This is a genomic window from Arthrobacter sp. 131MFCol6.1 (assembly GCF_000374925.1).
GTDB lineage: Bacteria > Actinomycetota > Actinomycetes > Actinomycetales > Micrococcaceae > Arthrobacter.
The window spans coordinates 84,909-106,434 of sequence record NZ_KB895547.1 but is presented as its reverse complement, the minus strand read 5'-3'; the positions used below and the strand labels follow the sequence as shown (position 1 = coordinate 106,434).

Here is a 21,526-nt window from a genome sequence, read left to right as displayed (position 1 = left end):
CCCAGCTACAGCGGCTACAGCGGGGGAAGGATGTCCCGGGCTTCCTTGGAATCCAGCCCGGCGGCCTCGAGCAGGTCCACCATGAGCGGGCGGAACAGCATGACCACCGTTTCGCCCTCGAGCAGCTGGACATCCAGCATCCGCGGATGCAGGCGGACGGCGATCTCCCGCAGCTCGGACCGGGCCGTGCGCAGGTGGGCGCGGCGGGCGCCGTCGTGCACTTCCGCCAGGCCGAGCGAGAGTTCGTCGACGGCGGCGGCCGTCTCCTGCAGGACCTCGGCGATGTTCTGGGTGGCCTCGTCCGAGAGCGCCGCATGGTTGATGGCGCTGGTCAGGCGGCGCGCAAAGACCCGGCTGTTGCGCAGCGCGAGGTCGATGTAGTCCAGCGACTGCTCCATCTGGTCCAGTTCGTCCCGGTGCCGCCGGTAGGCGGGGGCCAGGGTCGCCACCTCGCCGGAGGCGCGCAGCGACTGGCGCATGGCGTCGATGAGCGGCTGGCAGTTCCGGCCCCGGATGAGGGCATGCCAGGCCTGGGTGGAGTCACTGTAGCTCAGCGCCGACGCGCATTCCCGCAGCACCTCGGCGAGCTCGTGCAGGAGCTTCTTGACGTCACTGCGGGGTTCACGCCGGGGATCCTTGGGGACGAGGATGGTCACCAGGAGCGCGAACGCCCCGCCCACCACGGCGTCGATGCTGCGGGTGAACGGGCCCCCGATCGGCGCGGGCAGGAGCACCACGAGCACCGACTGCAGGCCCAGCTGGGTGGTGAAGATCGTCCCGCTGTCCAGGAACCTGGCCAGCAGGATGGAGAAAAGGAGCACGACGGCGGCCTGCCAGATTCCGGAGCCCAGCCAGTGCAGCAGCAGGTCCCCGACCACGATCCCGATCGTGCAGCCCATGCCCACCTCGATGACGCGGCGCAGCCGGGGGTCGCGGGAAAACCCGAGCGCAATCAGGGCTGACGTGGCGGCAAACAGCGGCGCGGAATGGCCCAGGACGTATTCGGCGAACGCGTAGGCGCCGACGGCGCAGGCGGTCATCTGGATGGCCGGGACCAGGGAGTTCCGGCTCCGGACAAAGCCGGTGCGGACCCGGCCGCGCAGGAATCGTGCGCTTGCGGAGAGTCCAGTCGCGGAGGCCATGCCCTCCAGTGTATTTGCTGCCCCGGGGCGGCCGTCACGGGCCGCGGGCACTGTGCGGCCGATACGACTGTGACGCACAGAACACAATGGCTACCCGGCATATGTAAGCCAATAGTCCCGCGTCGTTTACCGGCCGTTCACTTTGGTCCGCAATTCTCTTCATCTGGGCCACCTACGGTCGGTAGAGGTACAAACCGTACGCATCCCTGCGGGCCTTCTCCGGGCCCGGCACTCCCAGCCCTGGAAGGGGTACAACTCAGTGAAGGCTCTCCGCTTCGGCCGCAACGCGGCTATCGCTGTAATCGCCGTTGGCGCACTTGCGCTGACCGCCTGCGGTTCGGACAACGCAACCAACACGGCCCAGACTGCTGCGCCGTCTGCCTCTGGCCCCGCGGTCACCGGCACCCTGACCGGCATCGGTTCTTCCGCCCAGGGCGCAGCCATGGACGTCTGGAAGACCAACTTCGCCACCGCGAACCAGGGCGCCACTGTGCAGTACTCCCCGGACGGTTCCGGCGCCGGTCGCAAGGCGATCCTCGATGGCTCGGCCCAGTTCGCCGGCTCCGATGCCTACCTCAAGGATGAAGAGCTCGCCAGCTCCAAGGAAAAGTGTGGTCCCGACGGAGCCATTGACATCCCGGTCTACATTTCCCCGATCGCCGTGGCCTTCAACGTCCCTGGCATCACCGACCTGAAGCTCGACGCCCCCACCGTTGCGAAGATCTTCCGCGGCGAGGTTGCCAACTGGAACGACCCCGCCATCGCGGCCATGAACCCGGGCGTCCAGCTTCCGGATCTCAAGGTCACCCCGGTGAACCGCTCTGACGACTCCGGCACCACCACCAACTTCACCGACTACCTGTCCGCCGTCGCCCCCGAGGTTTGGACCGACAAGGCAGCCGGCGTCTGGCCCGCGAGCCTGAAGGGCGAGAACGCCAAGGGCACCTCCGGCGTCGTCAAGACTGTCACGGACACCCCCGGCGCCGTGACCTACGCTGACGACTCCGCTGTCAGCGGCAAGCTCGGCACCGCGCAGATCAAGGTCGGCGACTCCTTCACGAAGATCTCCGCCGAGGCAGCTTCCAAGGCAGTCGACCAGGGCAAGCCGGTCGAGGGCCGCAACGCCAACGACCTCGCCATCAAGCTGGACCGCACCACCACGGCCGCGGGCGCCTACCCGATCGTCCTGGTGTCCTACCACATCGTCTGCACCACCTACGACACGCAGGCCACTGCTGACCTGGTCAAGGCCTTCGTCAAGTACGCCGCCTCCGACGCGGGCCAGCAGGCCGCCGCCGACGCCGCCAAGTCGGCGCCGCTGTCCAAGACCCTCCAGGACAAGGCAATGGCTGCCGTCGACTCCGTCAAGGCCAAGGCCTAGGGATACGCTGCGCCGCGAGGCAAAGTGGAAAAAGGCATAGTGGAAACACGAGCCTGATCGAGGTTCCCTGCATCATGGCGGCCGTCACCGGCGGCCGCCATGGAGCAGGGAACTGACGCGTTTGTTCCATAGATCAAGATTTGCCGGGCACCGGCCGCGGAGGCCTCCGCAGCCGCCGCCCGGATCCCATCCAAACCGAAGGACCGTGAAGTGACCACCACCTCCCTGACCAAGTCCCGGGGCGCAGGCCAATCCGGTGACAAAGTCTTTTCCGCAGCCACCTTGGCAGCAGGGTGTTTGATCCTCGTCGTGCTCTTCGGCGTGGCACTGTTTCTGGTGATCCAGGCGCTGCCGGCCCTTGTGGCTCCGGGGGACAAGATCCAGGGCGGCGAAGGATTCTTCACCTACATCTGGCCGCTTGTCATCGGCACCCTCATCGCTTCGGTGATCGCGCTCGTGATCGCGACGCCGATCGCGATCGGCGTCGCGCTGTTCATTTCGCACTTCGCGCCGCGCAAACTCGCCTCCGGCCTGGGCTACGTGATTGACCTCCTCGCAGCCATCCCGTCCGTTGTCTACGGCGCCTGGGGCGTTGCGTTCCTGGCCAAGGAAATCTCGCCGTCGTACAACTGGCTGGCCGGGAATATGGGCTGGCTGCCGATCTTCCAAGGTCCCGCCTCCGCCACCGGCAAGACCATCCTGACGGCCGGAATCGTGCTTGCTGTCATGGTCCTGCCGATCATCACCTCCCTGACCCGCGAAATCTTCCTGCAGACCCCCAAGCTGCACGAAGAGGCCGCGCTGGCGCTCGGGGCCACCCGCTGGGAGATGATCCGGATGACCGTGCTGCCGTTCGGCCGGCCCGGAATCATCAGCGCCGTGATGCTGGGACTGGGCCGGGCCCTCGGCGAGACCATGGCCGTCGCGCTGGTGCTGTCGTCCGGGGCCCTGACCGCCAGCCTGATCCAGACCGGCAACCAGACCATCGCCGCCGAAATCGCCCTGAACTTCCCCGAGGCCAGCGGGCTCAAGGTCAACACGCTGATCGCCGCGGGCCTGGTGCTGTTCGTCATTACCCTCGGCGTGAACATGATTGCCCGGGGAATCATCACCCGGCACAAAGAATTCTCGGGAGCCAACTAAATGACCGCCACCCTGACTCCGGTACGCAAGCGCTCGGCGCTGACCAAGGGCCAACTGCCCAAGGCCGCGCCGTACATTGTCCTGGCCGTTGCCTTGATCCTTGGCGCGGCGATCCTCGCGCTGATCGGCTTCAATGCCTTCGGCTGGGGAATCGTCTCCGCCATCCTCTTCACCGCCGGCCTGGTGGGCTGGAGCCTGGTTGTGGAAGGCGTCCGCAAGGCCAAGGACAAGCTGGCCACCTGCCTGGTGGTGGGGGCCTTCCTGATTGCCCTGGTGCCCCTGTTCTCGGTGATCTGGACCGTGCTGGTCAATGGGCTCCCCGGGCTCCTGGATCCCGGTTTCCTCACCACGTCCATGAACGGGGTCACCGGCGCCTTCGACAACAAGACGGTCGAGGAAGGCGCCCCCCTGCTGGGCGGCATCTACCACGCGCTCATGGGCACCTTGCTCATCACGGTGCTCGCCACCCTCATCTCGGTCCCCGTGGGCCTGCTGACCGCGATTTACCTCGTGGAATACGGCGAGGACCGCGCCCTGGCCCGGGCGATCACCTTCTTCGTGGACGTCATGACCGGCATTCCCTCGATTGTCGCCGGCCTGTTCGCCGCCGCCGCGTTCTTCGCGGTGGTCGGCCCGGGCACCAAGACAGGCGCCGTGGCCGCCGTTGCGCTGTCGGTGCTGATGATCCCGGTGGTGGTCCGCTCCAGCGAGGAAATGCTCAAGATCGTGCCAAACGAACTCCGCGAGGCCGCCTACGCCCTCGGCGTCCGCAAGTGGCGGACCATCCTCAAGGTGGTCCTCCCGACGGCGATCTCCGGCATCGCGTCCGGCATCACCCTGGCGATCGCCCGCGTGATCGGCGAAACCGCGCCGATTCTGGTCACCGCCGGATTCGCGACCACCATCAACGCCAACGTGTTCAGCGGCTGGATGGCCTCGCTGCCGACATTCATCTACACCCAGATCCTGAACCCCACCTCGCCGTCGAACCCGGATCCGTCCTCCGAGCGGGCCTGGGGCGCGGCCCTGGTGCTCATCATCCTGGTGATGCTGCTCAACCTCGGCGCCCGCCTGATTGCCCGCATCTTCGCCCCCAAGACAGGCCGCTAGGCCACAGCGCCCGCCGCCCCTACCTCCAGCAAGTGAAGGAACACCATGTCTAAGCGCATCGACGTCAAGGACCTGAACGTCTACTACAGCAAATTTCTGGCCGTCGAAGGCGTTAACATCAACATCGACGCCAAGTCCGTCACGGCCTTCATCGGCCCCTCAGGCTGCGGCAAGTCCACCTTCCTGCGCACCCTGAACCGTATGCACGAGGTCATTCCCGGTGCGAGGGTTGAAGGCGAAGTGCTGCTGGACGGGGACAACCTCTACGGCCCGGGCGTCGACCCGGTCACGGTCCGGTCCCAGATCGGCATGGTGTTCCAGCGCCCGAACCCGTTCCCCACTATGTCCATCCGGGACAACGTGCTGGCCGGCGTGAAGCTGAACAACACGAAGATCTCCAAGGGCGAGGCCGATGTCCTGGTGGAACGGTCCCTGCAGGGGGCCAACCTGTGGAACGAGGTCAAGGACCGTCTGGCCAAGCCCGGCTCCGGGCTGTCCGGCGGCCAGCAGCAGCGCCTGTGCATTGCGCGCGCGATTGCCGTTGAACCCCAGGTGATCCTCATGGACGAGCCCTGCTCCGCCCTGGACCCGATCTCGACGCTGGCCATTGAGGACCTCATCAACGAGCTCAAGGACCAGTACACGGTGGTGATCGTGACGCACAACATGCAGCAGGCGGCCCGCGTGTCGGACAAGACGGCCTTCTTCAACATTGCCGGTACCGGCAAGCCGGGCAAGCTGATCGAGTTCGGCGACACCCCCACGATCTTCAGCAACCCGACCGAGAAGGCCACCGAGGACTACGTCTCCGGCCGCTTCGGATAACCTGCAGCGCCTTACAGGCCGGCCAGCGTCGAGAGCGCCAACTGCAGGATGAACGCGGCGGCGGCGGTGGCAATCGGGGTCAGTACCCAGAACCCCAGGATGCGGATCACCAGCCGGCGGTTGGTGCCCGGGAAACACTGGTTGGCGCCGGCGCCCAAGGTTGCCGCCGTCACCGTATTGGTGGTGGAGACAGGCCAGTGCAGCCCGATCGCGCCCACCAGCAGCATCACCGCGCTGTACATCTGCGCGACGGATCCGCGCAGGGGGTCGATCCGGGTCAGCCGGTAGCCGATGGTGTAGGAAATCCGCCACCCGCCCGCCAGGGTGCCCGCCGCCAACAAGATGGCCGTCAGCAGGGCCACCCACACCGGCACTGAACCGCCGTCGGAGAGCCCGGCCGCCAGCAGCGCCAGGATCACCACCGCGCTGATGCGCTGGCCGTCCTGCAGCCCGTGCCCAAAAGCGACGGCGCCGGCGGCGACCGCCTGAGCCCGCCGGGAGCGGGTGTTGACGACGTTGGGCGGCGTGTAGCGGGCGGCCCAGCCCGCAGGCCAGACCAGCAGGAACGACCCTGCATAGGCGATCACCGGTGAGATCAGCAGCGGGAGCACCACCTGGGACAGGAGCGAGGCGTCCACGCCGGTGACGGGGTTCCCGCCGACGGCGACGCTCGCGACCCCCGCCCCGGCGAGCCCGCCGACCAGGGCATGGGTGGAGGACGCCGGGATGCCGCGCCACCACATGTAGAGGCCCCAGAGGATGGCACTCAGCAGCGCGGCCAGCAGAATCGTCAGGCCGTTCGTGCCCGGCGGCAGCGTCAGCCACACCTGGGTGACGGCCAGGGCCAGGGCGGCGCTGAGCGCGGCCCCGATGAAGTTGAACAGGCTCGCCAGCAGCACCGCCACCGTTGGCGTCAGCGACCGCGTCCGCACGGCCAGCGCCACCGACGAAGACGCGTCCCTGAAACCGTTGAGGAAGGCGAAGGCCCCGGCGCAGAGCAGCACCAGGGCAAGGAAGAAGAGCATCACGTCAGGATTCCTTGACGATGATGCTGCCCACCTGGGTGGCGATCCGGCGCATGTCCTTCGTGACTTCCACAAGCTGGTTCGCGACGTCGCGGTTGCGCGCGTACTGCATCGCCTTCATCTCGTGGAGCATGTCCGCGACCCAGACCCGGTGGGTGCGCTCGGCACGCTTGGCCAGGCGCAGGATCTCGATCCAGTAGTCCTCAAGATCGTCCAGGTTGTTCAGCCGCCGCATCGCATCGACCGTGAGTTCGGCCTGGCGGCTGATGATTTCCAGCTGGTCCGCGGCGCGTCTGGGCAGCCGTTCGAGCTTGTAGAGGGAAACGAGCTCGGCGGCGGCATCGAGCTTCTCCATGGCCTCGTTGAGGAACCGGGACAGCGTGTACATGTCCTCGCGCGGCAGCGGGTTTACGAAGCTGGTGCGCATGTGGGTCAGGAGGGCAAAGTGCAGCTCCGCCGATTTTGCCTCGTGGTTGTGCATGTCCTCCACCAGCCGGGCATGCTCACTGGCCGGGGCGCCGAGGATCTCCGAGAGGGTTCCGGTCCCCAGCACGATCTGGTGCGCCATTTGGGAGAGCAGGTTCAGTCCGGCGGACTCCTGGGGGAACAGGCGCAGCTTCACGTGGTGTCACCGGTCTTCCGGGAGGAGGTTCGCGGGTGGAGTCGGCCAGCCGTGTGACTTGACGGAGACCGGTGCATACGCATTACTTTACCGTCCGCTGCGGGTCCGGACCGGCCCGACGCGGCATGTGACGGTGCAGGCGAAAAACAGGCGAAAAACAGGCGGAAACAGGAAGAAAACAGGCGGAAAACAGGAAGAAACGGGAGCGAGGCAGGCGAACACCGGGCAACGAGGGCATGAAAATGGTGCCGAACCGGATACGCCTCTCGGCGGTAGGCCGCTCTAGGCGGCTAAATGTTGAAGCCCGGGGGTTTCGCGGTTCGGCACCGCTTTCAGTTTTCTACGTAGGTTCATGCAAGTCAACATTGACAGCCAGCCCACGTCGTGCCTGCTGCCCGGCATCCGGGCGCCTGCCGCCCCGGGCCGGCTGGCTCTTTAGTCCAGTTCGCCCAGCCGCCACGCATTGGCGGCGTGTTCGAGGTCCTCGGCCGTCTTGACCAGCAGATGCGAGTTACGGGTGAGTTTGCTGGCGTGGTTCTCGTTGCTGTGCTCGGCGTTGTCCGCAAGTGTCGCCTGGCCCAGGGCCACCACGCGGCAGAACGCTGCGGAGCGTTCCAGTGCGACGTCGAATTCGCCGTCGAACGCCCCGGAGAGGATGGCGTCGGCCATGGATTTCATCTCATCGGCGCCGGGCGGTTCGGCGGCGCCGGCCACCACATGCGATACCTGGGCCGTGTCCTTGCCCGCCTTGAAGTAGACGGAGATCCGCTCGGGATCCTGGATGGTGGCGGCCCGCAGGGCGTACAGGCGCCACAGTGCGCCGGGGAGGGAGCGGGCGGGGCTTTCGGCCCACATTTCGGCGATCGCTTCCAGGCCCTGCTCATCGGCGAGTTTGACGAGCCGTTTGGTGACTTTAGGGTCGTCGCTGTCCCGGCCGCGGCGCACGAGTGCCTGCGCGGCCAGATGGGCCGCCTCCGAGACGCGGGCAGGATCGGCCCCTCCGGCGAAGGGCTCAAAGTCGATCGGTGCGAAGGGTTTCGGCTTGTGGTGCCGCGGGCCGGGGGCGCTTGATCCTGCTTGCTCGCTCATGCCCCCACGCTACTCCAGTGCCGCAAGGGAATCGAGGATCGGTGCGCGCAGCTGCCGGAGACCCGGAGACCAACGCCGCCGCTGCGGGCAACGTGAAAAAACCCGGCCCAGGTCTGGGGTACAGTGTTAACGTCCAGAAATGGACTGGGCCGAAACGCGCCGCAACAGCGGATTTTATCCGCTGGTTCGGGGCCATCGGCTGGGGCCTTTAGCTCAGTTGGTAGAGCATCGGACTTTTAATCCGTGGGTCGTGGGTTCGATCCCCACAGGGCCCACTCTTTTAGCGAAGAGTGGAAAAACCCCGGTTTCCTGGCAACAGGAAGCCGGGGTTTTTTGTGCCTGCCCGGGGCCTATCCGTCCGGTCTTTTCCCTCCGGTCCTTTCCCCTCGGTCCGGGGCCCCTGTGCTGCGGGGCGCTGTAACTGCGGCCGCCTGGATTGTACGGCTGGCTAGTTACCAGTTCAGCTAGGCTTGGCGAATGGACTCCCACGGCGCCTCCGGATACTGGTATGGCCCCGATGACAGCCTGGATCCTCCTGCGGCGATCCTGCAGGCCCTCCGCGACTATCGGATCTCGGAGGTCGCAACCAGGCGGTCCACCCGCGATTCGATGGGGATGGGTGAGACGGACCTGCTGGCTTTGCGGTACCTGCTGCGGGCCAGCGCGACAGGCGAGCGGGTTGGCCCGAAGGACCTCAGCCGTGTCTTGGGCATCACGACCGCTTCCACGACGTCGCTGATCGACCGGCTGGTGGCCAGCGGACACGTCCGGCGTGAGCCGCACCCGACCGACCGGCGCTCACTTGTGATCGTGCCGACGGTGGCGACGGACTCCGAAGTCCGCACCACGCTTGGACACATGCACCGGCGGATGATGGAGGTGGCCGAGTCCATGAGCGCCGAGGACGCCCGCGTGGTCATCACTTTCCTGCGCCGGATGAGCGCGGCCATCGGCACCGAGCGGCACAACTAGCTCGTTTAACTAGTTATATGTATGCTTACTACTTGGTTTTTCGATCTCAACGAGAGTAGGCGCCGTGGCTGAATCAGCAACCCTGACCGGGGATCCTGCGACAGTTCTCCCGCCCAACGCCCCGCTGCACTGCGGCGCACCCATGCAGTGGACTTCGCCGGAGCCGGGCGCGATGCCCTCGTACTCCTTCGGGCCCGCGGACCCGTCCCTCGATCTCCCGGCCCTGTGGCGCTGCCCCTGCGGTTTCCAGCTCGACGGCGGGTTCCAGCTGGGGGAGGGGGGCCAGTTCGACGGCGGGTTCGACCTGGAGGGCGTGCTCCAGCTCGATTTTGTCGAACAAGGTATCGATCACGGTGCTGCGGGGCTTGCCGCGGCCTGCTGACCCAGCCGCCTGCTTTCTCACCGCCTGCTCTTCACCGCCGAACCGCGCCGGCCGGGCGCCGGCTCCTCACTCCCCGGCCGTAGGCCGGGCCCACGCCGGCACCAGCGCGGTGGGGGAGTCCACCTGCAGCCGGTCCGCGGCGATACCCGGCAACCCTGATGCCGCGTCCAGGCGAAACGTCACGACGTCGCCGGAGCGTTCGTGGGCGACGTGCAGCAGGCCATCGCGGACGAGGTGGTGGCGGGGCCAGTTGCCGCCGCTGGGGATATCGGCCACCGGACGCAGCGCCGCGCCCCCGGCCTCCACCTCCAGCACGCAGACCCGGTTCGAACCGCGGACGCCCACATAGGCGTGCCTGCCGTCGGGCGCCAACGCGATCTCGGCCGCCGAATCTTCCGGCTGCGCCCCGCCGGCGGTGGCAGGCCCGACGAAGCCGAGCCGGAAGTCCCCGGAGGCCGGAGACAACCCGGCCACAGCCACCTCGATTGAATACTCGGTCACCACAAAGACGTGGCCTCCCGGGTGCTGGACCAGGTGCCGGGGGCCGCTGCCCTGCGGCAGGGCCACCTCATGGTCCAGGACCGGCCCCAAAGCCAGTCCCGGCCCCGAGCGGACATTCCAGATCCGCAGCAGGTCGTGGCCGAGGTCGGTGGTCATCACCCTGCCGTCGGCCAGCATGAGCGCCGCATGGGCGCGGCTGGGCCGCATTTCCCTTTGGGAAGGTCCGCCGTCGGGAGCCTCGCCGTGCGGGTCGCGCGATTCGACGCCGGCCGTCCGGCCCACGATGCCGCCGTCGGCGTCGAGCCCGTAGAACAGCACCTGGCCGTCGCCCCAGCAGCAGACCACGAGGAAGCGGCCGGAAGGCTCGACGGCGACATGGCAGGCCGCGTCACCGGCCGGCCACGCCGGGCCCGCGGGTTCCAGGCCAAAGGCGCCGGCCCGGCGGTAGGCCCGGACGGTCCTGGCCAGCTCGGCCACGGCATAGACCACAGGGAGTGAGGGGTGGACCGCCAGGAAGGACGGCGAGTCGGCTGCCGCCGCAACACCCAGCCACCGCAGTGTGCCGTCGGCCGCCGCGGCAACCGCGCCGATCCCCGTACCGCGGCCGCCGGAATCTGCCGTGTAGGAGCCGGTCCAGATGAGATCGTGTGCAGGGATGGAGTCCATGTTGACATCCTGCCAGTCGGCGCTGCCACGGCATCCCAAGCAGGCCCGGAAATGGGCGCCACAATTCGCCGCCGCAAACCGCAGGCCAATCACAGCTGGCCGCGGGCGGCTTCGGTAGCATGGGCAAATCGAGCAACTGCAGCAAAAGGAGGTGGGTCCCGTTCACGCAAGTCCAGAAAGGATGCCCGCCCAGCGCTGCCGGCTGCGGCCAGTTCACGGTGAGGGCGTCTGACACCCGACCGAAAGGCGCTCCCATGCCAGTAATCCGCCATGTTTCCCCGCACGAGAGACTCACCGCCAGGCTCCGGGCAGCCGGCTGCGTGTTTGCCGAAGACGAGGCCCGCCTGCTGATCGACGCGGCCCCGACGCCGGAGGCGCTGGAACGGATGGCCGGGCGGAGGGTTGCCGGCCTTCCCCTTGAACACATTCTCGGTTGGGCGGAATTCTGCGGACTCCGCATCGCGGTCGACACCGGAGTCTTCGTGCCCCGTCGGCGGACGGAGTTCCTCGTCCGGCAGGCGGCTGCGCTGCTGGACGCAAGCCGCCTGGCGCTGAGCGCCGGGCCGGCGCCGGTCGTTGTCGATCTCTGCTGCGGATCCGGCGCTGTCGGTGCGGCGCTTGCCGCCCTCGCCGGCCCCGCCGAGCTCCACTGCGCCGATATCGACCCCGCGGCCGTGGCCTGTGCGCGCACGAACGTCTTGCCCCTGGGCGGGGAGGTCCACGAAGGCGACCTCTATGCTCCGCTCCCGGCGGGCCTCCGGGGCCGCGTCCGGTTGCTGGCGGTCAACGCCCCCTACGTTCCCTCGGCAGACATCGAAACCATGCCACAGGAGGCGCGCGTCCACGAGCCGCGGGCCTGCCTCGACGGCGGCGCCGACGGGCTTCAGGTGCAGCGGCGGGTCGCCGCCGGCGCGCGGCAGTGGCTCGCGCCCGGCGGCCACGTGCTGATAGAGACCAGCCGCCGGCAGGCCGCGCAGACGGCCGGAATCCTTCGCAGGCACGGACTGGCGGCCCGGGTGCTGCGCTCGGAGGAGCTGGGGGCCACTGTGGTGGCCGGCGCGCTGCCGCCCTCCGCCGGGCGGTAGCTGGCAGAGGCGGCTACGGCGGCCCCTCAACAAACTCCTAGGGCAGTTTGTCCGGGTCCGCACTGGTGGCGGGGCCCGACGGGGTGGCGCCACCCTCGTCCGACCAGTCCTGGCCGTCCTGATCGCTGAGCGCCGGATCGGAACGCACGTCGGGGGCCACAGGCACGGACGTACCCGGCGCGGTTGTTCCCTGCGTGGCCGCGGAGGTGCTCTCCTTGCCGGCGTCGCGGTGGACGGCCGAGCTGATGACCGTTCCTGCGCGCCGGGCGGCTTCACCGAGCTGCCCGGAAACCTCGGGGGCCTTTTCCTTGAGCGTCTCGGCGGCTACGGCCACCTTGTCCTGGACCGGCTTGCTTTGCCAGAGCTCTGCCGACCTGGCCTTGAGCTTGTCATAGGCTGCGCGGCCTGACCGCGATCCGAGGACGTATCCTGCGGCCAGTCCGGTGGCGAAAAGAAATTTGCCCTTCATGCTGTGCTCCTGCTCCCTGACGTAGGTGGAAAGTAGATGTTGCTGAACAGTTCCTGGACAGTGCGTGGCGGGCCGGCTCTTGCGGCCCGCAGGCCACCCTGCTGTCAAAATATTGCAAAAAACCGGCCCCGGGAATAACCCAGGGCCGGTTTCCGGTCAGTCTCCGTGTTAGCGGGCTGAGCGCTTGCTGATCATGCCGTAAACGAGCAGGACGATGATCGCACCGCCGATGGCCAGCAGCCAGGTCGACAGCGAGAAGAACTCGTTGATGCCCACGCCGAAGAGTGCGCTGCCAATGAAGCCGCCGAGCAGGGCGCCGACGACGCCCAGGATCAGAGTGATGATGATGCCACCGCCCTGACGTCCCGGGAGGATGGCCTTAGCGATGGCTCCGGCGATGAGGCCCAGAATCAGAAATGCGAGAAAACCCATTTTTCGTTCCTTCTTCTTTCATAGAGGAGGCACCCGGATCGCCGGGTGCGCTACATCCTTCTGCCCTAATACTAATCATGCTTAGTATCAAAGAGCCACCCGGCTCCCTGCGGGTGTGTCCGGCGGGGTGCCAAAACCGCCCCCCGCGCCCTACCACGCGTAGTCTTCCGGTGCCGTTCTGTGGCCCGGGAAAATCTCGTCCAGGCGCCTTAGCGCGTCGGCGTCGAGCTTCAATTTGTGCGCCCTGACGGAGGCTTCGAGCTGCTCAAGGGTGCGCGGGCCGATGATCGGAGCGGTGACTGCCGGCTGGTGGAGCAGCCACGCGAGTGCCACGTCCGCGGGTTCCTGGCCCAGTTCGGCGCAGAAGTCCTCGTATCGCCGGATCTGTTTCTGGTGCGACTTGAGCGCATCGAGGGCCCGGCCCGCGATGCGGCGGACGCCGTCGCCCTCCTTCTTCAGCACTCCGCCGAGCAGGCCGCCGTGCAACGGCGACCACGGCAGGATCCCCAGGCCATACTGCTGTGCGGCAGGGATGACTTCCAGCTCCACGTCCCGGGTCAGCAGGTTGTAAATCGACTGTTCGCTGACCAGCCCGTTGTAGTTGCGGCGGCCGGCGGTTTCCTGCGCCCGGGCGATGTGCCACCCGGCGAAGTTGCTGCTGCCGGAGTACAGGATCTTCCCTTGCTTGACGGCGACCTCGATGGCCTGCCAGATCTCATCCCAGGGCGTGTTCCGGTCCACGTGATGGAACTGGTACAGATCGATGTAGTCCGTCTGCAGCCGTTTCAGGCTGGCATCGAGCGCCCGGCGGATGTGCAGTGCCGAGAGCTTGGACTCGTTCGGCCTGTCCGTCATGGTGCCGAACAGCTTGGTGGCAAGCACCGTGCGCTCGCGGCGCTCGCCGCCTTGGGCGAACCAGCGGCCGAGTATCTCCTCCGTCCAGCCGCGGTGGCTCGACCCGCCATACACATTGGCCGTGTCGACGAAGTTGATGCCGGCGGCCTGCGCGGTGTCCAGGATGGCGAAGGCCTGCGTCTCCTCGGTCTGCGGGCCAAAGTTCATGGTGCCCAGGCAAAGTCGCGAGACTGTCAGGCCGGAGCGGCCCAGATGCGTATAGCGCATGAAGTTTTCCTCTCCGCCCTGGCCTCCTCTGCCCTGACGGGTTGCGGGTTTCTCCGGAGCGGGGCGGTGCGTGCCGTCCCGTTCCGGAGTCTGGCGTCAACGCTCCAGGCGGAACCCCAGCTTGATGGTGACCTGCCAGTCGGCGACCTGCCCGTTTTCAAGGTGGCCGCGGATCTCCTTGACTTCAAACCAGTCAAGGTTTCGGAGGGTCTTGGCGGCCTCGGCGATGCCGTTCCGGACGGCCGCATCGACGCCCTCGTTCGAGGTTCCGACAATTTCAGAAATGCTGTAAGTGTGATTAGACAACTTCGCTCCTCGTGATCGCCATCGATGCCCGGCTGTGGGCCGTTCCTGCAGACTAGCCGACCGAACCCGGCCGGACTAGGGGTTTGTGCCCGGAGTCCGGAACCCCGGGAGGCGGTCCCGGCAGTGGGCGTTTGGCCTGCCGGGGCGGGGCGTCTGCGCGCGGCCTGATCCGGCTCACCATCCAGGGCAGCATGTAGTGCGCCATCCAGGCCAGGTCACCGGCCCGGGTCTCCCGCCAGTTGCCCGGCGGCATCGGCTTGGGCTCCAGGGGGTGCAGGCGGTGTGGCACGCTGAGCGTGTCCAGGACCATGGCCGCAATGGTGTGGTGTCCGAGCGGCGAGAAGTGCAGGCGGTCCGGATCCCACATCCGCGGATCGCTCAGTTGCCGCAGGGCCCACAAATCAGCGATGACGACATCGTGCCTGGCGGCGATGACCCGGATGTTCTCGTTGAATACCGCGACCTTCCCCCGGATGTGTCCGAACACGGCGGTCTCGCCCCAGTCCGGGCCGGTGAACAGGACCACCGTGGCCCCGGTGCCCGAGAGCGCCGCCACGGCGTCGTCCAGGGCCGCGGCCATCCGGTCCGGATCGCCGCGGTGGAACACGAGATCGTTCCCGCCAGCGGAGAGGGAGACGAGGTCGGGCTTCAGGTTCAGGGCAGGTTCGAGTTGCTGGTCGAGGATTTCGCGCAGCACCAGGCCGCTGATGGCAAGGTTTGCGTATCCGAATTCGCGGCGGCCCTCGCCGAGTTCCTCGGCAATGCGGTCCGCCCACCCCCGCATGCCCCCGGGGCTCAGCGGTTCCGGATCGCCGACGCCTGCCGTGAACGAGTCGCCCAAGGCGACATACCGGCTCCAGGGCCGTGAACGCGGGGCACTGGAATGCCCGCGTGCGGAGCTCTGATCCCCTGAATGCCACGGCCCCGCGGCGGGGATGTTGACGCCGGTATGGCCGGCGTCCGGCTCGAGGAACCTGGCGGCGTTCACATCACCAGCATTACGCCGATATTCCATGCCTCGCTAGGTACTTATGCCCCTAGCGAGGCGGCGTGGGGGGCGTCGGCGGCCGCGCGAGGCAGTCCGCCACCCGGGAGGCAAAATACTCGTGGGGGTATAATGTGGAGCCTGACGCATCGAACCGGAGGAACCCATGGAACTCGATCCCACCGACATGAAGCCCGTCATCAACCGGCTTCGCCGTGCCCAGGGGCAGCTCGCGGCAGTCACGAGGATGATCGAGGAGGGCCGTGACTGCAAGAGCGTCGTGACCCAGCTGGCGGCCGTGTCGAGCGCCCTGGACAAGGCGGGATTCTCCATCATTGCCACGGGCCTGCAGCAGTGCATGCAGCAGGAAGACCCCAGCCTGGACCGGGCCGAACTCGAGAAACTCTTCCTCTCGCTCGCCTGACACTGGACCTCTCGCTCGCCTGGCGCAGGCCCGCGTCAGGCGGGGCCACCGGCCAGCACGAAGGTCTTCAGATCGTCGAGCGTCTGCTGCATGTGGGCGTCCATGGCGTCGCGGGCGCGGTGCGGGTCGCGGGAGGCCAGGGCGTCCGCGATGTTCTGGTGGTGCCCGATGGCGTGCTCCTGGATCTCCGGCACCTTGGAAGTTTCCGTCCGCCGCTTTTCCAGCACGCGGTGCAGCGGTTCGAACAGCACGGCGACGAAGACGTTTTCCGAGGCCTGCAGGATCAGGTCGTGGAAGGCGAGGTCCTCCTCCACGAATGCCGCGAGATCATTCCTCTCGTGGGCCAGCCGCATCCGGTCAACGTGCGCGCGGAGGGCCTGGATGTCCGAATCCGACATCCGCCCGGCAGCCAGTTCGCAGGCGCCCGTCTCCAGCATCCGCCGGAGCTCAATGAGCTGGATGGCGGCCGAGGCGTCGTTTGTGCCCTCCGAGGCGGCCCGCAGTACGGCGTCCAGGGAGCCCCAGCGGTTCACCGGGTTCACGAATGTGCCCCGGCCGCGTTCCACGCTGAGAATCCGCTGGGCTTCAAGGGTTTTCATGGCCTCGCGCACGGTCATGCGGCTGACTTCGTGCCGGGAGCTGAGCTCCAGTTCGCCGGGGACGCTCGCGCCGGGCGGAAACTCGCCGGCAATAATCCGGTCCAGCAGTTCGTCGGCCACAACGCCGACCAGCGATTTCCTAGCCAATTCTCCCCGTCCAGCGACTTGTTGCCTGATGGCGTGCTCCCTGATGGCCAAGTCTACTTGCGCGTCGTTGTGCCATATGCCACACTAACATTCATATGCAAGATGTCTGACATCTTACATTTTGTCCATACTGCGGCTCGCGGAGAACCGCAGTTTTTCCACTGATAGATCCACACACAATGGAGTGCATAGTGCCCCTCGAAGCAGACGTGCTGGCCGCTTTCCCCGCGGAAGTACCGATCCCCGCCCGGCTGGTGGCAGACAGCGTGGCCGCCTCCTCCGAGGCATCCCCCCGAGTTTTGGTCGTACTCGACGACGACCCCACCGGCACCCAGTCCGTGGCGAATCTGCCGGTCCTCACCCGCTGGGAAGTGGCGGACTTTGCCTGGGCGTTCGCGTACGAAGTCGACGGCCAGCGCCAGCGCGCGGTCTACGTGCTGACCAACACCCGCAGCCTTGACCCTGCCGAGGCGGCTGCCCGCAACGAGGAGATCGTCCGCAACGCCCTCGCGGCCGCCGCATCCGCTGAACCCGCGCTGCGGCTCAGCTTTGTCAGCCGGAGTGATTCCACCCTCCGCGGCCACTACCCGCTCGAACCGGACGTCATCGCCGCCACCGTCACCGCCGTCAACGGTGAGAAGACGGACGGCGTCGTGATCGTTCCCGCGTTCCCCGACGCCGGCCGCGTGACGGTCGGCGGCGTGCACTTCACCCGCGGCACAGGCGAGGACGCCGGGCAGCTCACTCCCGTGGCCGAGACCGAATTCGCCCGGGACGCCAGCTTCGGGTTCACCAACTCGGAGATGGCCAAGTACGTCGAGGAGAAGTCGAACGGCCGGTTCCCCGCGGACTCGGTGATCGTGCTGGATCTGGACATCATCCGGGCCTCCGCCGATCCGAAGATCTCTGCCAAGGCCATTGCCGATGCCATCGACGCCGCCACGGATTCGACTCCGATCGTGGCGGACATCGTTACCGAAAACGATCTGCGGGCCCTGGCCCTGGGCCTGGAAGAAGCGGAAAGCCGCGGCAAGAAGCTGCTCTACCGCGTGGGCCCGCCGTTTGTCCGGGCACGGATCGGCCAGGAAATCCGCACCGAACTCAGCGGCGAGGAAGCCTATGCGGGCAACACCCCCTCGGAAGCCGGCGGCCTGATTGTGGTCGGCTCGCATGTCGGTGTCACCACCCGCCAGCTCAACGCCCTCACCGAGCAGCACAGTGCGGCCCGGATCGTGGAGATCGACGTCGAAAAGCTCCTCGGTGACAACGCGGGGGAGTACCTGGACGAAACCGTTGACACGGTGGTCGCTGCCCTCCGCGGCGGCGACGTGATCGTGCACACGAGCCGGCTCCTGATCAAGACCACCGACGCCGCCGAAAGCCTGCGGATCGCCCGCGCCGTCTCGGCCGCCGTCGTCGCCGTGGTCAACCGCACGCTGAAGACCTTCCCGCCCCGCTTCGTGATCGCCAAGGGCGGCATCACGTCCTCGGACGTGGCCGCACACGGACTGGAAATCCGGCACGCGATCGTCCGCGGGCCCATGCTGCCGGGCATCGTCAGCCTGTGGGAACCGGTGGACGGTCCGGCCAAGGGCATCCCGTATATCGTCTTCGCCGGCAACGTGGGCGACGACCAGTCCCTCGCCGATGTCACGCGAAAGCTCAGCAACACCTTCTGACCCCGCACGATCAACACCGCACGCCACAACACGTCATTCGATGGAGAACACCATGACCAGCAACTACACCATCACCGTCCTGGGCCTTGGCGCCATGGGCCTGCCCATGGCCACGCGCCTGGCCAGCGAGCTCACCGTCCACGGCTTCGACATCGCCGAGCCGCGCCTGAAGCTGGCCGAAGAGGCCGGCATCCGCACGTTCGCCTCCGCACGGGAAGCCTCGGAAGGCGCCGACGCGCTGCTGCTGGCAGTGCGCAACGGTGAACAGCTGGGCGATGTCCTGTTCGGCGAAAACGGCGTGGCCTCCGTGCTCAAGCCGGGCGCCGTCGTGATCCTGGGCAGCACCGTGGGCACCGAGGCCATCCCGGCCGCCGTCGACCGCCTGGCCGAATACGGCGTCGAACTGGTTGACGCCCCGCTGTCCGGCGGCCCCAAGCGTGCCGGCGAAGGCGACCTGCTGATCGTGGTGGGCGCATCGCCCGAGGCCCAGGAAAAGGCCCGCCCGGCCCTTGAGCTGCTGGCCTCCACCCTGACCGTGGTCGGCGACAAGCCCGGCGACGGCCAGGCCCTCAAGACCGTCAACCAGTTGCTCTGCGGCATCCACATCGCAGCCGCCGCCGAGGCAATGGCCCTGGCCGACGCCCTGGGCCTGGACCAGGCCAAGACCCTCGCCGCCCTCGAAGCCGGCGCGGCGGGCTCCTTCATGCTCTCCAACCGCGGCCCGCGCATCCTGGAGGCCTACACCGAGAACGGCGCCGAAGTCCTCAGCCGGCTGGACATCTTCGTCAAGGACATGGGGATCGTCGGCAAGGCCACGCGCGCAGCAGGCCTCGCCGCCCCGGTGGCCGCCGCCGCCGAGCAGCTCTACCTCCTCGGCCAGGCCCAGGGCCTCGCCGCCGCCGACGACTCCGCCGTCATCAAGGTCGTCGCGCCCACCAGGCGCACCGCCTAACCAGACTTTCCGCGCCCGACGACGGCGGTCCCCCCTCCGCCGTCGCCGGGTCCCACCCGCCACTGTTCCCCAACGACTGACTCGTTGGGCGACATTGTCAAAGGAGACACCTCTTCATGACCCCCCTGCTCAATTCCCTGATGGTGCGCGCCGCAGACGCGCCCGTCATCAAGCCGGCCGTGGAGCTGGGAACTCCGCTGCTGCTGACAATCGCGGCCGCCGGTGTCGCCCTGCTGCTGGTGATGATCATCCGCTTCAAGATCCAGGCCTTCGTGGCCCTGCTGACCGTGAGCATCCTGGTGGCCGTGGCCGCGCAGATCCCGCTCAAGGACGTCTTCACCGTGGTGGCCGCCGGGGTGGGAGGCACCATGGGCAAGGTCGCCCTCCTGATTGCGCTCGGCGCGATCCTGGGGCGGATGATCGAGGTCTCCGGCGGCGTCCAGTCCCTCGCCGACCACTTCACAGCCAAGCTCGGCGCCCGGCGGGTGGCCGTGGCCCTCACCGCAGTCGGCTTCCTGGTCGCGATTCCGGTGTTCTTCGAGGTCGGCATCATCGTCCTGGTGCCGGTCGTCTACGCCTTCGCCAAAATCGCCAACGTCCACCCGGTGAAGTTCGGCCTGCCCATGGCCGGCATCATGCTGGCCATCCACGTGGCCGTGCCCCCGCACCCGGGGATTGTCGCCGGTGCCGGCGTGCTCGGCGCCGACATCGGACTGATCGCCCTGATCTCGCTGACGATCTGCGTGCCCCTGGGCTTCCTGTCCTACTGGGTCGCATCCATCATGAACCGCAAGACCTACGAGCTGCTGCCAGCCGTCAAAACCCAGGTGGACGAGTTCGGCTCGGCAACCGTGGTCCGTGTTGGTCACGAGGGCCCGGGCAGCAAAGCCCTGGCCCCGCCCCGTCCGGGACTGATCATCTTCCTCATCGCCACCCCGATCGCGCTGATCCTCCTCGGCACCGTCGGCACCCTCGTGATCGACAAGAACGACTTCTGGTACGGCGTCGCGGCGTTCGTCGGCAACCCCGTCTTCGCCCTTCTGGTTGCCGTCGCCCTGTCCTTCTACCTGCTCGCCGTCCGCCGCCGGTGGTCGCTCGTGGAAACCGGCGAAATCTTCGAAGGCGCCCTGCCGCCGATCGCCTCCATCCTCCTGGTCGTCGCGGCAGGCGGCGTGTTCGGCAGCGTCCTGCAGGTGAGCGGAATCGGCAAGGCGCTCTCCGAATCCCTCGACACGCTCGGCGTTCCGCTGCTGCTGCTTGGCTTCATCATCTCCCTCGCGCTCCGCGCAGCCCAGGGCTCGGCCACGGTCGCGATCGTCACCACGGCCGGCCTGCTCTCCTCCGCCGTGGCCGGCGGCGGCTACACGCCGGCGCAGACCGCCGTGATCGTGATCGCCATCGGCTTCGGCGCCCTCGGCCTCTCGCACGTGACCGACGCCGGTTTCTGGGTGGTTGTGCGGTACTACGGGCTGACCGTCGCCGACGGCCTCAGGACCTGGACCGTGCTCACCACCGTGCTGGGACTGGCAGGCTTCGCCCTGACATTCGTCGCCTGGATGCTGGTGGGAGGACTGAGCGCCTGATGCGTACCCAACTCGACACCCTGGTGGCCGGCGCCCTGCAGCAAGGCTCTGCCGTTCCGGCGTTCACCTGCTACGACTTCACCACCGCGCTCGCCGTGGTGGGGGCGGCCGAGGAATCCGGCCGTGGCGCCATCCTGCTGGTCGCGCCGAAGACCGCGGCAACGCCCAACGGGCTGCGGCTGATCGCCGCCCTGCGCGGACTCGCCGACGCAGCCTCCGTGCCGATTGCGGTGCAGCTGGATCATGCCACCGACCCGCAGGTGATCGCCGACGCCGTCAGCGCCGGGGCCGACTCGGTGCTGGTCGACGGGTCCTCGCTGCCGTACGAGGACAACATCGCCCTGGTCCGGAACCTCCGGGCCGCCTTGGCGGCGCAGGGCCGGGCCGACGTCGTCATTGAAGCAGAACTCGGCGGACTCGCCGGCGACGAGGACCGGGCCTTCGGGACCGCCGCCGCGGACAGCGCAGGCAGCACAGTGGCGGACGCCCCCGCCGGGCTCACCGACTCCGCCCAGGTGGAGGACTTCGTGGCCCGCACCGGGGCGCAGCTGCTCGCCGTGGCCGTGGGCAATGTCCATGGCAAGTACAAAGGCGAGCCCCGGCTGCGCTGGGATGTGCTGCAGGACATCGCCGTGCGGACCCGGATCCCGCTGGTCCTGCACGGCGCCTCCGGCATTCCGGCCGAGGAACTGGTCAAGGCCGCGGCGATGAACGTGGGCAAGGTCAACTTCAACACCGAGCTGCGCACCGGCGTCCTGGCGGTCCTTGAGGAACAGACCACAGCGCACCGGGCCGACGGCGAGAACCTCCAGGCACTGCTGGGCCTGTGGAATGTCTCGGCCAGGACCTTCGCGGCCACCGCCCTGGCCACACTCTCGCGCTGAC

23 protein-coding genes and 1 tRNA gene are annotated in these 21,526 nt (G+C 67.7%); 13 read left to right on the top strand and 11 right to left on the bottom strand.

The window, feature by feature from the left end; genetic code table 11:
• Positions 1-14: 14 nt before the first annotated feature.
• Positions 15-1,142: an FUSC family protein gene (locus C566_RS0113625; RefSeq protein ID WP_018774902.1), complete on the bottom strand. Its 1,128-nt coding sequence runs from the start codon at positions 1,140-1,142 to the stop codon at positions 15-17.
• A gap of 259 nt (positions 1,143-1,401) precedes the next feature.
• On the opposite strand from C566_RS0113625, the gene pstS reads away from it, so the two are divergent.
• From pstS to pstB, 4 genes are all read left to right on the top strand, one after another.
• On the top strand, positions 1,402-2,523 hold the full coding sequence (gene pstS, locus C566_RS0113620) for a phosphate ABC transporter substrate-binding protein PstS (RefSeq protein WP_018774901.1): 1,122 nt from the start codon (positions 1,402-1,404) through the stop codon (positions 2,521-2,523).
• A gap of 210 nt (positions 2,524-2,733) precedes the next feature.
• On the top strand, positions 2,734-3,666 hold the full coding sequence (gene pstC, locus C566_RS0113615) for a phosphate ABC transporter permease subunit PstC (protein WP_018774900.1): 933 nt from the start codon (positions 2,734-2,736) through the stop codon (positions 3,664-3,666).
• Positions 3,667-4,776, top strand: a complete 1,110-nt coding sequence (gene pstA / locus C566_RS0113610; RefSeq protein WP_018774899.1) for a phosphate ABC transporter permease PstA — start codon at positions 3,667-3,669, stop codon at positions 4,774-4,776. It begins immediately after the preceding gene.
• A gap of 45 nt (positions 4,777-4,821) precedes the next feature.
• A complete protein-coding gene (pstB, locus tag C566_RS0113605) occupies positions 4,822-5,601 on the top strand; it encodes a phosphate ABC transporter ATP-binding protein PstB (RefSeq protein WP_018774898.1) in 780 nt (259 codons plus the stop codon).
• An 11-nt stretch (positions 5,602-5,612) separates the two neighbouring features.
• Here pstB and C566_RS0113600 read toward each other — a convergent pair whose 3' ends face one another.
• The 3 genes from C566_RS0113600 to C566_RS0113590 all read right to left on the bottom strand — a co-directional run bounded on the left by C566_RS0113600 (position 5,613) and on the right by C566_RS0113590 (position 8,337).
• Positions 5,613-6,626, bottom strand: a complete 1,014-nt coding sequence (locus C566_RS0113600; RefSeq protein WP_018774897.1) for an inorganic phosphate transporter — start codon at positions 6,624-6,626, stop codon at positions 5,613-5,615.
• Positions 6,627-6,630: 4 nt separating this feature from the next.
• On the bottom strand, positions 6,631-7,248 hold the full coding sequence (locus C566_RS0113595) for a DUF47 domain-containing protein (protein WP_018774896.1): 618 nt from the start codon (positions 7,246-7,248) through the stop codon (positions 6,631-6,633).
• 435 nt (positions 7,249-7,683) lie between these two features.
• The gene (locus C566_RS0113590) at positions 7,684-8,337 is read right to left on the bottom strand and encodes a hypothetical protein (RefSeq protein WP_018774895.1); all 654 of its coding nucleotides are present in this window, start codon (positions 8,335-8,337) and stop codon (positions 7,684-7,686) included.
• 202 nt (positions 8,338-8,539) lie between these two features.
• On the opposite strand from C566_RS0113590, the gene C566_RS0113585 reads away from it, so the two are divergent.
• From C566_RS0113585 to C566_RS0113575, 3 genes are all read left to right on the top strand, one after another.
• Positions 8,540-8,612: transfer RNA gene (locus C566_RS0113585), tRNA-Lys, on the top strand.
• 202 nt (positions 8,613-8,814) lie between these two features.
• Positions 8,815-9,309, top strand: a complete 495-nt coding sequence (locus tag C566_RS0113580) for a MarR family winged helix-turn-helix transcriptional regulator (protein ID WP_018774894.1) — start codon at positions 8,815-8,817, stop codon at positions 9,307-9,309.
• A 64-nt stretch (positions 9,310-9,373) separates the two neighbouring features.
• The gene (locus C566_RS0113575) at positions 9,374-9,691 is read left to right on the top strand and encodes a hypothetical protein (RefSeq protein WP_155846877.1); all 318 of its coding nucleotides are present in this window, start codon (positions 9,374-9,376) and stop codon (positions 9,689-9,691) included.
• Positions 9,692-9,757: 66 nt separating this feature from the next.
• On the opposite strand, the gene C566_RS0113570 is transcribed toward C566_RS0113575, so the two are convergent.
• Positions 9,758-10,858 (bottom strand): lactonase family protein, encoded by a 1,101-nt coding sequence (locus tag C566_RS0113570; protein WP_018774892.1) that lies wholly within the window; start codon positions 10,856-10,858, stop codon positions 9,758-9,760.
• 254 nt (positions 10,859-11,112) lie between these two features.
• Between C566_RS0113570 and C566_RS0113565 the strand changes: the two genes are divergently transcribed.
• Positions 11,113-11,943: a putative protein N(5)-glutamine methyltransferase gene (locus C566_RS0113565; RefSeq protein ID WP_018774891.1), complete on the top strand. Its 831-nt coding sequence runs from the start codon at positions 11,113-11,115 to the stop codon at positions 11,941-11,943.
• 37 nt (positions 11,944-11,980) lie between these two features.
• Here the strand turns inward: C566_RS0113565 and C566_RS21500 are convergent, their stop codons facing one another.
• The 5 genes from C566_RS21500 to C566_RS0113540 all read right to left on the bottom strand — a co-directional run bounded on the left by C566_RS21500 (position 11,981) and on the right by C566_RS0113540 (position 15,260).
• Positions 11,981-12,412, bottom strand: coding sequence for a hypothetical protein (locus C566_RS21500; protein WP_018774890.1), 432 nt, complete (start codon positions 12,410-12,412; stop codon positions 11,981-11,983).
• 168 nt (positions 12,413-12,580) lie between these two features.
• A complete protein-coding gene (locus tag C566_RS0113555) occupies positions 12,581-12,844 on the bottom strand; it encodes a GlsB/YeaQ/YmgE family stress response membrane protein (RefSeq protein ID WP_018774889.1) in 264 nt (87 codons plus the stop codon).
• A 150-nt stretch (positions 12,845-12,994) separates the two neighbouring features.
• Positions 12,995-13,966 carry an aldo/keto reductase gene (locus C566_RS0113550; protein ID WP_018774888.1) on the bottom strand — a complete coding sequence of 324 codons (972 nt, stop codon included), beginning with the start codon at positions 13,964-13,966 and terminating at the stop codon, positions 12,995-12,997.
• A 96-nt stretch (positions 13,967-14,062) separates the two neighbouring features.
• Positions 14,063-14,272, bottom strand: coding sequence for a dodecin (locus C566_RS0113545; RefSeq protein ID WP_011690139.1), 210 nt, complete (start codon positions 14,270-14,272; stop codon positions 14,063-14,065).
• 52 nt (positions 14,273-14,324) lie between these two features.
• The gene (locus tag C566_RS0113540; RefSeq protein WP_018774887.1) at positions 14,325-15,260 is read right to left on the bottom strand and encodes an SGNH/GDSL hydrolase family protein; all 936 of its coding nucleotides are present in this window, start codon (positions 15,258-15,260) and stop codon (positions 14,325-14,327) included.
• Between the two features lie 163 nt (positions 15,261-15,423).
• On the opposite strand from C566_RS0113540, the gene C566_RS0113535 reads away from it, so the two are divergent.
• Positions 15,424-15,681, top strand: coding sequence for a metal-sensitive transcriptional regulator (locus C566_RS0113535; protein WP_018774886.1), 258 nt, complete (start codon positions 15,424-15,426; stop codon positions 15,679-15,681).
• Positions 15,682-15,716: 35 nt separating this feature from the next.
• On the opposite strand, the gene C566_RS0113530 is transcribed toward C566_RS0113535, so the two are convergent.
• Complete coding sequence (locus C566_RS0113530) at positions 15,717-16,427, bottom strand: FadR/GntR family transcriptional regulator (RefSeq protein ID WP_026266681.1); 711 nt, start codon at positions 16,425-16,427, stop codon at positions 15,717-15,719.
• A 191-nt stretch (positions 16,428-16,618) separates the two neighbouring features.
• Here C566_RS0113530 and C566_RS0113525 point away from each other — a divergent pair, with 191 nt between their 5' ends.
• From C566_RS0113525 to C566_RS0113510, 4 genes are all read left to right on the top strand, one after another.
• On the top strand, positions 16,619-18,106 hold the full coding sequence (locus tag C566_RS0113525; protein WP_018774884.1) for a four-carbon acid sugar kinase family protein: 1,488 nt from the start codon (positions 16,619-16,621) through the stop codon (positions 18,104-18,106).
• 52 nt (positions 18,107-18,158) lie between these two features.
• Entirely contained in the window at positions 18,159-19,058 is a 900-nt protein-coding gene (locus tag C566_RS0113520) for an NAD(P)-dependent oxidoreductase (protein WP_018774883.1), read from the top strand.
• Between the two features lie 116 nt (positions 19,059-19,174).
• Positions 19,175-20,641 carry a GntP family transporter gene (locus C566_RS0113515; RefSeq protein WP_018774882.1) on the top strand — a complete coding sequence of 489 codons (1,467 nt, stop codon included), beginning with the start codon at positions 19,175-19,177 and terminating at the stop codon, positions 20,639-20,641.
• Positions 20,641-21,525 (top strand): class II fructose-bisphosphate aldolase, encoded by an 885-nt coding sequence (locus C566_RS0113510; protein WP_018774881.1) that lies wholly within the window; start codon positions 20,641-20,643, stop codon positions 21,523-21,525. The genes C566_RS0113515 and C566_RS0113510 overlap by 1 nt, the downstream gene beginning before the upstream one ends.
• The last annotated feature ends 1 nt before the right edge of the window (position 21,526 follow it).

What these genes read in the sequence shown, in the direction of transcription:
- C566_RS0113625 (WP_018774902.1), bottom strand. Translation starts at nt 1,142, where the DNA reads ATGGCCTCCGCGACTGGACTCTCCGCAAGCGCACGATTCCTGCGCGGC.
- pstA (WP_018774899.1), top strand. Translation starts at nt 3,667, where the DNA reads ATGACCGCCACCCTGACTCCGGTACGCAAGCGCTCGGCGCTGACCAAG.
- pstB (WP_018774898.1), top strand. Translation starts at nt 4,822, where the DNA reads ATGTCTAAGCGCATCGACGTCAAGGACCTGAACGTCTACTACAGCAAA.
- C566_RS0113600 (WP_018774897.1), bottom strand. Translation starts at nt 6,626, where the DNA reads ATGCTCTTCTTCCTTGCCCTGGTGCTGCTCTGCGCCGGGGCCTTCGCC.
- C566_RS0113590 (WP_018774895.1), bottom strand. Translation starts at nt 8,337, where the DNA reads ATGAGCGAGCAAGCAGGATCAAGCGCCCCCGGCCCGCGGCACCACAAG.
- C566_RS0113580 (WP_018774894.1), top strand. Translation starts at nt 8,815, where the DNA reads ATGGACTCCCACGGCGCCTCCGGATACTGGTATGGCCCCGATGACAGC.
- C566_RS0113570 (WP_018774892.1), bottom strand. Translation starts at nt 10,858, where the DNA reads ATGGACTCCATCCCTGCACACGATCTCATCTGGACCGGCTCCTACACG.
- C566_RS0113565 (WP_018774891.1), top strand. Translation starts at nt 11,113, where the DNA reads ATGCCAGTAATCCGCCATGTTTCCCCGCACGAGAGACTCACCGCCAGG.
- C566_RS21500 (WP_018774890.1), bottom strand. Translation starts at nt 12,412, where the DNA reads ATGAAGGGCAAATTTCTTTTCGCCACCGGACTGGCCGCAGGATACGTC.
- C566_RS0113555 (WP_018774889.1), bottom strand. Translation starts at nt 12,844, where the DNA reads ATGGGTTTTCTCGCATTTCTGATTCTGGGCCTCATCGCCGGAGCCATC.
- C566_RS0113550 (WP_018774888.1), bottom strand. Translation starts at nt 13,966, where the DNA reads ATGCGCTATACGCATCTGGGCCGCTCCGGCCTGACAGTCTCGCGACTT.
- C566_RS0113535 (WP_018774886.1), top strand. Translation starts at nt 15,424, where the DNA reads ATGGAACTCGATCCCACCGACATGAAGCCCGTCATCAACCGGCTTCGC.
- C566_RS0113520 (WP_018774883.1), top strand. Translation starts at nt 18,159, where the DNA reads ATGACCAGCAACTACACCATCACCGTCCTGGGCCTTGGCGCCATGGGC.
- C566_RS0113515 (WP_018774882.1), top strand. Translation starts at nt 19,175, where the DNA reads ATGACCCCCCTGCTCAATTCCCTGATGGTGCGCGCCGCAGACGCGCCC.
- C566_RS0113510 (WP_018774881.1), top strand. Translation starts at nt 20,641, where the DNA reads ATGCGTACCCAACTCGACACCCTGGTGGCCGGCGCCCTGCAGCAAGGC.